This window comes from Pantoea sp. SM3 (assembly GCF_000963995.1).
In the GTDB taxonomy this organism is placed as follows: domain Bacteria; phylum Pseudomonadota; class Gammaproteobacteria; order Enterobacterales; family Enterobacteriaceae; genus Pantoea; species Pantoea rwandensis_B.
In genome coordinates this window covers 24905-37692 of sequence record NZ_JZRD01000050.1, presented here as the reverse complement: position 1 = coordinate 37692, position 12788 = coordinate 24905, and the positions used below count along the sequence as shown (strand labels likewise).

The window sequence follows — 12788 nt, the reverse complement described above, 5'->3', positions numbered from 1 at the left end:
TTGTAGAACGATGTTGACAGAGTGCTGACACTATCGCCACACGCAGGCACTGTATAAACATCCATGATATACTTCAGGCAATTCATTTCCCGGAGTTAACGTGACCGAACCGCGTGCAGGTTTTCTGCTTACCCGCCACTGGCGAGATACCCCAACCGGCAGCGAAGTGGTGCTGTGGCTGGCGACTGATGAGGGTCCACAGCGGCTGGTGCTACCGGCACAGGAGTCCGTGGCTTTCATTCCAGAAGAATTCCGCCAGCAAACCGAAACGTTGATCCGAGGCGAGCGGCATACCCGTGTGCAATCGCTCAAACTGAAAGATTTCCGCCGTCGTCCGGTGTTTGGTCTTTATTGCCGCAGCCACCGCCAGCTGCAAAACCTGGAAAAGCGGCTGCGGGAAAATGGCATCGCGCTGTATGAAGCCGATATCCGCCCGCCAGAGCGTTATTTGATGGAGCGTTTCATCACGGCACCGGTGTGGTTTAGCGGCGAGGTGCGCGGCGAAAGCGTGGTCAATGCTCGTCTGAAACCGCATCCAGATTATCGCCCGCAGCTAAGATGGGTTTCGCTGGATATTGAAACCACGGAACACGGTGAGCTGTATTGCATCGGGCTGGAGGGCTGCGGTCAGCGCCAGGTTTACATGCTGGGTCCGCCCAATGGCGATGCCAGCACGCTCGATTTCGATCTCATCTATGTGGATAGCCGCCCGCAGCTGCTGGAGCAGCTCAATGCCTGGTTCGCTCGCCACGATCCTGACGTGATCATCGGCTGGAGCGTGGTGCAGTTCGATCTGCGCGTCCTGCAAAAACACGCCGACCGCTACGGCATCCCGCTGCGACTGGGCCGCCAGAACCAGGCGCTGGAGTGGCGTGAGCACGGTTTTAAACCTGGGGTATTCTTCGCACAAGCCACAGGACGATTAGTGATTGATGGCATTGAAGCGCTGAAATCGGCGTTCTGGGATTTTCCCTCTTTCAGTCTTGAGGCGGTGTCACGCCAGCTCCTCGGCGAAGGAAAAGACATCGACAACCCGTGGCAGCGCATGGAAGAGATCAACTGGCGCTTTGCCCATGACAAACCCGCGCTGGCGAAGTACAACCTAAAAGACTGCGAGCTGGTGACGCGCATTTTCCAGCACACCGCCATCATGCCATTTTTGCTGGAGCGCGCCACGGTGAACGGCCTGGCGGTCGATCGTCACGGCGGTTCGGTGGCGGCTTTTGGTCATCTTTATATTCCGCGCATGCATCGTGCAGGATTCGTGGCACCTAACCTCGGTGAAGTCGCCCCCGAAGCCAGCCCCGGCGGTTATGTGATGGACTCACGGCCCGGACTGTATGATTCGGTGCTGGTGCTCGATTACAAAAGCCTTTATCCCTCCATTATTCGCACCTTCCTGATCGATCCCGTCGGTCTGGTGGAGGGGCTGGCGCATCCAGACGATGCCGATTCCGTGCCCGGCTTCCGTCATGCGCGCTTCTCACGCCAAACCCATTGCCTGCCAGCGATTGTGGAGCAGATTTGGCAAGGGCGTGAAGCAGCGAAACGCGACGGCAATCAACCTTTGTCACAGGCACTGAAAATCATCATGAATGCCTTTTACGGCGTGCTGGGCACCAGCGCCTGTCGCTTCTTTGATCCACGTCTTGCGTCTTCTATTACCCTGCGTGGCCACGCCATCATGCAGCAAACACGCGAGCTGATTGAAGCCGAAGGGTTTGATGTGATTTATGGCGACACCGACTCGACCTTTGTCTGGCTCAAAGGCGCGCACAGCGAGGCAGAAGCCGCCGCCATTGGTCATCGTCTGGCTAAACAGGTCAATGCGTGGTGGCAGCAACATCTGCAGCAGACTTACGGGCTAGAGAGCGCACTGGAATTAGAGTACGAAACCCATTTCAGTCGCTTCCTGATGCCGACCATTCGCGGTGCCGAGCAGGGCAGTAAAAAGCGTTACGCCGGGATGATTCGCAGCGACGGAACAGAGCGGTTGGTGTTTAAAGGGCTGGAGTCGGTGCGCACCGACTGGACGCCACTGGCGCAGCAGTTCCAGCAAAATCTGTATGGCCGAATTTTCCGTGGCGAACCGTGGCAGGATTATATCCGCGAGACCGTGGCCCAGTTGCTGGCAGGCGAACTGGACGAATTACTGGTCTATAAAAAGCGTCTGCGCCGCCCGTTAAAAGATTACGAAAAAAACGTGCCACCCCATGTGCGCGCCGCGCGCCTCGCTGATGAGCAAAATCGGAAATTACAGCGTCCGCTGCAGCACCAAAATGGCGGGTCCATACGCTATGTGATGGCGACCGCTGGCCCGGAACCGCTGGAAGCGCGCACCACGCCGCTCGACTACGATCACTACGTCACCAGGCAGTTACAACCGGTGGCAGATGGAATTTTACCTTTCGTTGGCGATGACTTTGCTACACTTATCACCGGGCAGCTGGGGCTTTTTTGACAGGTGACGAATGCCCTGCCATCCAGTACCATAGCGCCCTTCCTGTTTCTCACCGCATAGACACCCTGACCAAACTCATGTTTGGCGGTGTTGTATTGCCTGAGTGCAGGTGAACTTCTTTATGGCATGTCAGAGAGTCGAGCTAAAAATATATGGTTTTTACACTGGGTCAGCGCTGGATTAGTGATACGGAAAGTGAACTGGGATTAGGAACGGTGGTGGCGATTGATACCCGCATGATCACCATGATGTTCCCGGCAACCGGCGAAAACCGCCTGTATGCCCGTAATGATGCTCCCGTCACCCGTGTGATTTTCAATCCGGGCGACACCATCACCAACCACGAAGGTTGGCAGATGAGCGTCGATGAAGTCCGCAACGATAACGAATTAATGACTTACATCGGCACGCGTCTCGACACCGAAGAAAGCGGCGTGGTGATGCGCGAAGTGATGCTGGACAGCAAACTGGTATTCAGTAAGCCTCAGGATCGCCTGTTCGCCGGTCAGCTCGACCGTATGGACCGTTTCTCCCTGCGCTTCCGTGCGCGTAAATACCAGAGCGAGCAGTATCGCCTGCCGATCAGCGGTCTGCGTGGCATGCGCACCAACCTGATTCCGCATCAGCTGCATATCGCCCATGATGTTGGCCGTCGTCATGCGCCCCGCGTGTTGCTGGCGGATGAAGTGGGCCTGGGTAAAACCATTGAAGCCGGGATGATCATTCAGCAACAGCTGCTGGCTGGTCGTGCCGATCGCGTACTGATCGTGGTGCCGGAAACGCTGCAGCACCAGTGGCTGGTAGAGATGTTGCGCCGCTTCAACCTGCGCTTTGCCCTGTTTGATGACGACCGCTACACCGAAGCCCAGCATGACAGCGATAACGCCTTTGAAACCGAGCAGTTAATTATCTGCTCGCTAGACTTCGTGCGTCGCAATAAGCAGCGTTTGGAATTACTGGCTGAAGCCGACTGGGATTTACTGGTGGTCGACGAAGCTCACCATCTGGCCTGGAGCGAAGAGGCACCCAGCCGTGAATATCAGGTAATCGAACAGCTGGCGGAAAAAACGCCTGGCGTATTGCTGCTGACGGCAACGCCGGAACAGCTGGGCCTGGAAAGTCACTTTGCCCGTTTACGTCTGCTCGATCCAAACCGCTTCCACGACTTCAGCCAGTTTGTGGCTGAGCAGCAGAATTATCGCCCGGTGGCTGATGCCGTCAGCTCATTGCTGGCCGATCAGGCGATCACCAAAGAAGAGATGAACCTGATCAATGACCTGATCGGCGAGCAGGACATCGAGCCGCTGCTGCAGGTGGCGAACAGCGATCGTGAAGGCAAAGAAGATGCGCGCAAAGAGCTGGTCTCGATGTTGATGGATCGCCACGGCACCAGCCGCGTGCTGTTCCGTAACACCCGTAACGGCGTGAAGGGCTTCCCGAAACGCGAACTGCACCAGATTCGTTTGCCACTGCCCGCGCAGTATCAAACCGCGATTAAAGTTTCCGGCATTATGGGCACGCGTAAGAGCGCAGAAGAACGCGCACGTGACATGCTGTATCCGGAAAAGATTTATCAGGAATTTGAAGGCGATAGCGGTACCTGGTGGAACTTCGACCCACGCGTAGAGTGGCTGATGGGCTACCTGACCAGCAACCGTAAAGAGAAAGTGCTGGTGATTTGCGCTCAGGCCGCCACTGCGCTGCAACTGGAACAGGTGCTGCGTGAGCGTGAAGGTATTCGTGCCGCGGTGTTCCACGAAGGATTATCCATTCTGGAGCGTGACCGTGCTGCGGCATTTTTCGCTTCAGAAGAAGAAGGTGCGCAGGTGCTGCTGTGCTCGGAAATCGGTTCTGAAGGCCGTAACTTCCAGTTCGCCAGCCGCCTGGTGATGTTCGACCTGCCGTTTAACCCGGACCTGCTGGAACAGCGTATTGGTCGTCTTGACCGTATTGGCCAGATGCACGACATCCAGATTCTGGTGCCGTGGCTGGAAAAAACTGCCCAGGCGGTGCTGCTGCGCTGGTATCACGAAGGCCTGGATGCGTTTGAACATACCTGCCCGACTGGCCGCACCATCTATGACAGCGAATACAGCAAGCTGATTGAATACCTCGCCGCGCCAGAGAATCCGCAAGGGCTGGATGAGTTCATTGCAGAGAGTCGCAAACAGCACGACACGCTGAAATCGCAGTTGGAACAGGGTCGTGACCGTTTGCTTGAGCTGAACTCCAACGGCGGCGAAGCGGCGCAAGCGCTGGCGAATGCGATTGGTGAACAGGATAACGACACTGATCTGGTCAACTTCGCACTGAATCTGTTCGATATCGTCGGTATCAATCAGGAAGATCGCAGTGACAGCCTGATCGTGCTGACGCCATCCGATCATATGCTGGTGCCGGATTTCCCAGGTTTGCCGGAAGACGGTTGCACCGTGACTTTCAACCGCAACCAGGCGCTATCGCGTGAAGATACCCAATTCATCACCTGGGAACATCCGCTGATCAGTAATGGTCTCGATTTGATCCTGTCCGGCGATACCGGCAGCTGTGCATTATCACTGTTGAAAAACAAAGCGCTGCCGGTGGGTACGCTGCTGGTTGAGATGGTCTATGTGGTTGAAGCGCAGGCACCGAAAAGCCTGCAACTCACCCGCTTCCTGCCGCCAACGCCGGTGCGTTTGCTGATGGATCGTGCGGGCAACAACCTGGCAGGCAAAGTGGAGTTTGAAAGCTTTAACCGCCAGTTAAATGCCGTGAATCGCCATACCGGTAGCAAACTGGTTAACGCAGTGCAGCAGGAAGTGCACGAGATTCTGACGCAGGCCGAAAAAGTGGTGATTCCGGAAGCACAGGCGATCATCGCAGCGGCGAAAGTCGAGGCGGATGAGAAGCTGAGTGCCGAGTTGTCACGTCTTGAAGCGCTGCGAGCGGTCAACCCGAACATCCGCGATGATGAAGTTGAAGCGCTGGAAAGCAATCGCGAACAGGTGCTGGCAAGCCTCGGTGATGCGGGCTGGCGTCTGGACGCGCTGCGTCTGATTGTTGTCACGCACCAATAATTGCTGAAGGCCACTACGACATGTTGATGGAAGCCTACAATCCGCCGCTCGAACCCTGGCTACATATTCTGTATCAGGACGAGCACATTATGGTGGTCAACAAGCCAAGCGGGTTGTTGTCGGTGCCGGGCCGGCTGGAGGAGCACAAAGATAGCGTGATGACGCGTATTCAACGTGATTTCCCCCAGGCGGAATCGGTGCATCGACTGGATATGGCGACCAGCGGGGTGATCGTGGTAGCACTGAATAAAGCCGCAGAGCGCGAGTTGAAGCGGCAGTTCCGCGAGCGTGAGCCGTCAAAGTACTATGTGGCGCGCGTTTGGGGTCATCCAGCCGCGGAAGAAGGATTGATCGATCTGCCGCTGATTTGCGACTGGCCCAATCGCCCGAAACAAATGGTGTGCTTCGAGAACGGCAAAGCGGCGCAGACGGAATATCAGGTGCTGGAGTACGAGGCCAGCCACAGTGCGCGAGTGCTGCTCAAGCCGATTACCGGGCGCTCGCATCAGCTGCGCGTGCATCTGCTGGCGCTGGGTCACCCGATTTTGGGCGACCGCTTTTATGCTCATGAAGAAGCACTGGCAATGGCGCCGCGTCTGCAACTGCACGCGGAGTCATTAACCATTACCCATCCGGCGTTTGGCAATAGCATGACGTTTAAGCAGCCAGCAGATTTTTAATCTGCAGGTCATAAAAAAGGGCCGTCATTAATGACGACCCTTTCAATTTACGCTCAATGTCTCAGACTATTTAAATCCCTTCTCTTTACGAATCAGATCGTAAGCGGCCTGAATTTCCTGAGCCTTCTGCTTCGCCATCTCCATCATTTCTGGCGGTAACCCTTTCGCCACCAGTTTGTCCGGATGGTGCTCACTCATCAGCTTGCGGTAGGCTCGTTTAATCGTGGTGCTGTCGTCACTGCTTTTTACACCCAGCACACTACAGGCATCATCCAGCGTCGGTCCGCGTTTCGCCTGTTGATAAGCACCGCCATATGAGGAGCCACCGCCACCAAATTGTTGCCCACCTTCCATCATGCGCAGGAACTGATCGAACTGTGCCCGCGAGATGCCCAGCTCTTCCGCAATCACATACAGCACCTGGCGTTCATTGGGATGCAGCGAACCATCAGCAAATGCCGCCTGAATCTGAATTTCCAGAAACATCCGAATCAGATCAAAACGGCCAAAGCAGGCACTGCGCAGTTCACGCAACTTATTTCGCAGCGGATAGTCACTTTGCTTCCCTTCGCGGAAAGCGCGCTGCGCTGCCGTGCGGGCATCGCCATGTAATTGCATACGATCCATAAATAAGGAAGCAATCTGGATATCTGCCTCGGTGACGCGCCCTTTTGACTTGGTCAAATGGCCCATCACCTGAAAAGTGGTACTGAAAAACAGCGTCTGTCGCGCCTGATTATTGGCGAAATAGCCCTGTCCTTTTACGCTGCGCACTTTGTCAAACATATGACCAATGATCAGACCCAGTACAATGCCCCAGAAGCCTGCTCCGGAAAGTAAGCCGAGAGCCAGACCAATAACTTTTCCCCAGTAGCGCATAAACTCCTCAATTCGCCATGCTTGCGGCTGAAAATTGCATTATCATACCTTTCATTTACTTCAGTGCCTAACAGCAACGCGATCAGACAAGGATTAACACTGGCACAACGCCGGGCAGTAAGTTAGTCTCTGAGCCGATTGTCGGCATGATGCCCGTTCTCATGGAAATCCCGAACCGCGTATGAAAAAACAGATACCTACCCTGCTGGCAACCATGATTGGTGCAGCGCTCTACAGTCAGCAGTCATTCGCCGACGATCTGATGTCGCAATGTATGCTGGGCGTGCCGAGCTACAACCGTCCGCTGGTCAGCGGCGACACCAATTCGTTGCCTGTCACCATCAACTCTGACTCGGCCAAGGGTAACTACCCGAATGACGCGGTATTCACGGGCAATGTTGATGTGCAGCAGGGCAACAGCCGCTTACGTGCCGATGAAATGCAACTGCATCAGCGTCAGCAGGATGGACAGACAACGCCAGTGCGCACCGTGGATGCGCTGGGTAATGTGCACTATGACGACAACCAGGTCATCCTGAAAGGTCCGAAAGCGTGGTCCAATCTGAACACCAAAGACACCAACGTGTGGAACGGTGATTACCAGATGGTGGGCCGTCAGGGCCGTGGCGTGGCCGATCAGATGAAACTGCGCGGCAATAACCGTTATACCATTCTGGAAAACGGCAGCTTTACCTCCTGTTTGCCGGGTTCCAACAGCTGGAGCGTCGTCGGTTCCGAAGTGATCCAGGACCGCCAGGAAGAAGTGGCGGAGATATGGAACGCCCGCTTTAAACTCGGCAATGTGCCGGTGTTCTACAGCCCCTATTTGCAGCTACCGATCGGCGATCGCCGCCGCTCTGGTTTCCTGATCCCGAATGCCAAGTACGGTAGTAATAACGGCTTCGAATTTATGCTGCCGTATTACTGGAACATCGCGCCGCAGGCCGATGCCACGATTACGCCGCATTACATGAGCAAACGTGGTCTGCAATTGCAGAACGAATTCCGCTATCTGACCGTGTTTGGTTCCGGTTTAATGGAACTGGATTATCTGCCTTCCGATAAGCAGTACGACAACGACAAAGCGGTGCGTGGCATCGCCGAAAATGATAACTCTGACCGTTGGCTGTTCTACTGGCAGCATGCTGGCGTTTACGAGCAACACTGGCGCTTCAACGCCAACTACACCAAGGTCAGCGACCCGTATTACTTCAACGATCTCGACTCGAAGTACTACAACTCCACTGATGGTTATGCGACGCAGAAATTCAGTTTTGGCTACGCGGATACCAACTGGGACGCCACGCTGTCGACGAAAGATTTCCAGGTATTTGGTAACACAGATTCGACTAACGTCTATCGTGCCATGCCACAGCTCGACCTGAACGCCTATCAGAACGATATTGGACCATTTGATGGCCACATCTACGCGCAGGCAGTGAAATTCACTAACGTGAATAGCAAAATGCCTGAAGCAACGCGTCTTCACATTGAGCCAACATTAAACTTACCGCTGTCTAATGGCTGGGCCAGCCTGGATACCGAAGCAAAATTCCTCGCTACGCACTATCAGCAGGACAATATTGATCGTTATAACAATAACGAAATCTCTAATATTTCCAGCAACGGTAACCAATTAGATAGCTCCGTCAACCGCACTCTGCCACAGTTCAAAGTGGATGGCCGTCTGATATTTGACCGCGATATGGATTGGGAGCCGGGTTACACGCAAACGCTGGAACCGCGTGTGCAGTACCTGTATGTCCCGTACCGTAACCAGAGCAATATCTATCCTTACGACTCGACTCTGCTGCAAACCGACTACACCGGTCTGTTCCGCGATCGTACTTATAGCGGCCTGGATCGCATCGCATCGGCTAACGAAGTCTCAACCGGCGTGACCACGCGAATTTATGATAACGATCTGGTTGAACGTTTTAACGTTTCTGTAGGTCAAATCTACTCGTTTACCCCGTCTCGTACCGGTGTAAACCAGACCAGTGATGATGATGACACCGGCAGCCTGGTGTGGGCGGGTGACACCTACTGGAAAATCAGCGATCGCTGGGGCGCTCGCGGCGGACTGCAGTATGACACCCGCCTTGATAACGTCGCCCAGGGCAACGCTATCCTGGAATACCGTCAGGATGCGGATCGGATGGTGCAGTTGAGCTACCGTTACAGCAGCCCGGAATATGTGGCACAAGCGTTGAACAACGCCAGCTTGCTGACGAACCCGATCTACAAAAACGGGATTTCACAAGTCGGTGCGACCGCGAGCTGGCCAATTGCTGATGCCTGGTCACTGGTCGGCGGTTATTACTACGATACCCGCAACAGTCGTCCGGCTGAACAACTGGTAGGCCTGCAGTACAGCTCGTGCTGCTACGCCATTCGTCTGGGTTACGAGCGCAAGATCAACGGCTGGGAAAACAACGACAGTAAGTACGACAACCAAATCTCATTCAACATTGAGCTACGTGGTCTGAGTTCTAACTATGGCTTAGGCACCAATGAAATGCTGCGTCAGGGCATCATCCCTTACCAGCGCGCTTTCTGATGTTGTGATGTTTGACAGGCTATCCCGCAGTGCGGAAACAACAATGGATAAAGTATGAAGAACTGGAGAATGCTGATTCTTGGTGTAGCGATCACCGCTAACACTGCGTTCGCAGCCCCACAAGAGGTTGATAAAGTTGCTGCCGTCGTGAATAACGGCGTGGTACTGGAAAGTGACGTTGATAACATGATGCGCACCGTGAAATCACAGGCGCAGCAGGCTCATCAACAGTTACCTGATGACAAAACCTTGCGTCATCAGATCCTTGAGCGTCAGGTCATGGATGCCATCATTCTTCAGATGGGCGAGAAAGCCGGCTTGCAGGTCAGCGATCAGCAGTTAGATCAGGCCATTCAAAATATCGCCGCACAAAATAAGATGAGCATGGACCAGTTGCGTAGCCGCCTGGCCTATGACGGAATGAACTACAACGCTTACCGTGCGCAGATCCGTCAGGAAATGCTGATCTCTGAAGTGCGTAATAACGAAGTGCGCCGCCGTGTCACCATCCTGCCGCAGGAAGTGGATGCGCTGGCAACGCAGATTGGTTCTCAGAACACTCAGGGTACCGAACTGAACGTGAGCCAGATCTTGCTGCCGCTGTCAGAAAATCCAACGCAACAGCAGGTTGACGATCAGGAAGCGCTGGCGCGTCAATTAGTTGGTCAACTGAAAAGCGGTGCCGATTTCGGCAAAATGGCAGTGACTTACTCTGCCGATCCGCAAGCGCTGAAAGGCGGCAACATGGGTTGGGCAAAGATTGAAGAGCTGCCTACCCTGTTCTCGCAAGCGTTGAGCACCGCGAAGAAGGGTGACATTGTCGGCCCAATCCGCTCTGGCGTTGGCTTCCACATTCTGAAAGTGAACGACCTGCGCGGTGAGAGCAAAAACATCTCTGTCACCGAAGTGCATGCGCGTCACATTCTGCTGAAGCCTTCTCCGATCCTCACTGACGCGCAGGCGCAAGCGAAGATCGAGCAAATTGCTGCAGATATCAAAAGTGGTAAAACCACCTTTGCCGCCGCAGCAAAACAGTTCTCTGAGGATCCGGGTTCAGCCAATCAGGGCGGCGATCTCGGCTGGGCAACCCCGGAAATCTACGATCCGGCCTTCCGTGATGCGCTGCTGAAGCTGCAAAAAGGCCAGGTCAGCGAGCCGGTACACTCATCTTTCGGCTGGCATTTGATTCAGTTACTGGATACCCGCCAGGTTGATAAAACCGATGCGGCGCAGAAAGAGCGTGCTTATCGTGTGCTGTTCAACCGTAAATTTGCCGAAGAAGCACAAACCTGGATGCAGGAACAACGCGCCAGTGCTTACGTGAAGATTCTGGACAGCAATGGTCAGTAATTATCGTGTGGTGATCACCCCCGGCGAACCCGCCGGGATTGGTCCTGATATTACCGTTCAACTGGCTCAGCTCGACTGGCCAGTTGAACTGGTGGTCTGTGCCGATGGCCATGTGCTGCGTCAGCGCGCCCAGCAACTGGGCTTACCGCTGACGCTGCGCGATTACCAACCGGGTGTTGCGGCACAAGCACAGCAGGCCGGTACGTTAACGCTGCTGCAGGTTGATACTGCTCAGCCGGTCACGCCTGGTGAATTAACCGTCGCGAATGGGCATTACGTATTGGAAACGCTGGCGCGTGTCTGCGATGGTTGCCTCAACGGTGAATTTGCCGCATTGATTACCGGACCGGTACACAAAGGCGTTATCAATGACGCCGGCATTCCGTTTACCGGTCATACCGAATTTTTCGCCGAACGCGCGGGTGGCGATCGCGTCGTGATGATGCTGGCCACCGAAGAGCTGCGTGTCGCCCTCGCGACCACGCATTTGCCGTTGAAAGATGTCGCTGACGCCATTACTCGCGACTGTCTGCATGAGGTCATTACGATTCTGCATCAGGATTTACAGCAGAAATTTGGTTTACCGCATCCCCATATCTTCGTCTGCGGCCTGAACCCGCATGCGGGCGAAAGCGGCCATATGGGCCGTGAAGAAATTGATACTATTATTCCGGCACTCGACGAACTGCGTCAGCAAGGTATTCAGCTCACCGGCCCATTACCGGCTGATACGCTTTTCCAGCCGAAGTACCTACAGCATGCTGATGCGGTCCTGGCGATGTATCACGATCAGGGCTTACCAGTGCTAAAATTTCAGGGGTTTGGTCGCGCGGTGAATATCACCCTTGGCCTGCCCTTTATCCGGACTTCTGTCGACCATGGTACCGCGCTGGAATTAGCCGGTCAGGGCAAGGCGGAACCGGGCAGCTTTATCACGGCGCTTAATCTCGCCATCACTATGATCAAGAGCAGTAATGAATAATCGCGTCCATCAGGGGCATTTTGCCCGTAAACGTTTCGGGCAGAACTTCCTGAACGATCAGTACATTATCGACAGCATTGTCTCCGCTATTCACCCGCAGAAGGGAGAAGCGATTGTGGAGATTGGTCCCGGCCTTGGTGCCTTAACTGAACCGGTGGGCGAACGCCTCGATGAACTGACCGTTGTAGAGCTGGACCGCGATCTGGCTGCACGTTTGCAGACCCATCCGTTCCTCGGACCAAAGCTGACCATTTATCAGCAAGATGCCATGACTTTCGATTTCTCGGCGCTGGCGCAGGAGAAAGGTCAGCCACTGCGTGTCTTTGGCAACCTGCCGTACAATATTTCGACCCCGCTGATGTTCCACCTTTTCAGCTATACTGGTTCGATTAAAGACATGCACTTCATGCTGCAGAAAGAAGTGGTAAACCGTTTGGTTGCCGGACCAGGCAGTAAAGCCTATGGCCGCCTGAGCGTGATGGCGCAGTACTATTGCCAGGTGATTCCGGTGCTGGAAGTTCCACCCGAATCCTTTACGCCTGCGCCAAAAGTTGATTCCGCCGTGGTGCGTTTGATGCCTTACCCTGAGCCGCCTTATCCGGTGAGCGATATTCGCCTGCTGAGCCGCATCACCACTGAAGCCTTTGGTCAACGCCGTAAAACCCTGCGTAACAGCCTTGCACATATGTTTACTGCGGGTGCGTTGGATGAACTGAACATTGATGCCTCGCTGCGTGCTGAGAATGTCACCGTGGCGCAGTATTGCCAATTGGCGAACTGGCTGGGTAATCATCAGGCTGAAACCCCGGAGAAATAA

8 protein-coding genes are annotated in these 12788 nt (G+C 54.6%); 7 read left to right on the top strand and 1 reads right to left on the bottom strand.

The window, feature by feature from the left end; genetic code table 11:
- The first annotated feature begins 100 nt into the window (after positions 1 to 100).
- From polB to rluA, 3 genes are all read left to right on the top strand, one after another.
- Positions 101 to 2461 carry a DNA polymerase II gene (gene polB / locus VI01_RS22730; RefSeq protein ID WP_045816734.1) on the top strand — a complete coding sequence of 787 codons (2361 nt, stop codon included), beginning with the start codon at positions 101 to 103 and terminating at the stop codon, positions 2459 to 2461.
- A gap of 152 nt (positions 2462 to 2613) precedes the next feature.
- Positions 2614 to 5520 carry an RNA polymerase-associated protein RapA gene (gene rapA, locus VI01_RS22725; protein ID WP_045816733.1) on the top strand — a complete coding sequence of 969 codons (2907 nt, stop codon included), beginning with the start codon at positions 2614 to 2616 and terminating at the stop codon, positions 5518 to 5520.
- A 20-nt stretch (positions 5521 to 5540) separates the two neighbouring features.
- Positions 5541 to 6200 carry a bifunctional tRNA pseudouridine(32) synthase/23S rRNA pseudouridine(746) synthase RluA gene (gene rluA / locus VI01_RS22720; RefSeq protein ID WP_045816732.1) on the top strand — a complete coding sequence of 220 codons (660 nt, stop codon included), beginning with the start codon at positions 5541 to 5543 and terminating at the stop codon, positions 6198 to 6200.
- 66 nt (positions 6201 to 6266) lie between these two features.
- On the opposite strand, the gene djlA is transcribed toward rluA, so the two are convergent.
- A complete protein-coding gene (gene djlA, locus VI01_RS22715; RefSeq protein WP_034826068.1) occupies positions 6267 to 7079 on the bottom strand; it encodes a co-chaperone DjlA in 813 nt (270 codons plus the stop codon).
- Between the two features lie 181 nt (positions 7080 to 7260).
- Between djlA and lptD the strand changes: the two genes are divergently transcribed.
- The 4 genes from lptD to rsmA are packed head-to-tail and all read left to right on the top strand — an operon-like array spanning position 7261 to position 12788.
- Positions 7261 to 9639, top strand: coding sequence for an LPS assembly protein LptD (gene lptD / locus VI01_RS22710; RefSeq protein WP_045816731.1), 2379 nt, complete (start codon positions 7261 to 7263; stop codon positions 9637 to 9639).
- 54 nt (positions 9640 to 9693) lie between these two features.
- On the top strand, positions 9694 to 10989 hold the full coding sequence (gene surA, locus VI01_RS22705) for a peptidylprolyl isomerase SurA (protein ID WP_045816730.1): 1296 nt from the start codon (positions 9694 to 9696) through the stop codon (positions 10987 to 10989).
- Positions 10979 to 11971, top strand: a complete 993-nt coding sequence (gene pdxA, locus VI01_RS22700) for a 4-hydroxythreonine-4-phosphate dehydrogenase PdxA (RefSeq protein ID WP_045816729.1) — start codon at positions 10979 to 10981, stop codon at positions 11969 to 11971. The genes surA and pdxA overlap by 11 nt, the downstream gene beginning before the upstream one ends.
- Positions 11964 to 12788, top strand: a complete 825-nt coding sequence (gene rsmA / locus VI01_RS22695) for a 16S rRNA (adenine(1518)-N(6)/adenine(1519)-N(6))-dimethyltransferase RsmA (protein WP_034826076.1) — start codon at positions 11964 to 11966, stop codon at positions 12786 to 12788. Before pdxA ends, rsmA begins: the two co-directional genes overlap by 8 nt.

Excerpts from the sequence above, each read along its gene's own strand:
- rapA (WP_045816733.1), top strand. The coding sequence starts at position 2,614 with ATGGTTTTTACACTGGGTCAGCGCTGGATTAGTGATACGGAAAGTGAA.
- rluA (WP_045816732.1), top strand. The coding sequence starts at position 5,541 with ATGTTGATGGAAGCCTACAATCCGCCGCTCGAACCCTGGCTACATATT.
- djlA (WP_034826068.1), bottom strand. The coding sequence starts at position 7,079 with ATGCGCTACTGGGGAAAAGTTATTGGTCTGGCTCTCGGCTTACTTTCC.
- lptD (WP_045816731.1), top strand. The coding sequence starts at position 7,261 with ATGAAAAAACAGATACCTACCCTGCTGGCAACCATGATTGGTGCAGCG.
- surA (WP_045816730.1), top strand. The coding sequence starts at position 9,694 with ATGAAGAACTGGAGAATGCTGATTCTTGGTGTAGCGATCACCGCTAAC.
- pdxA (WP_045816729.1), top strand. The coding sequence starts at position 10,979 with ATGGTCAGTAATTATCGTGTGGTGATCACCCCCGGCGAACCCGCCGGG.
- rsmA (WP_034826076.1), top strand. The coding sequence starts at position 11,964 with ATGAATAATCGCGTCCATCAGGGGCATTTTGCCCGTAAACGTTTCGGG.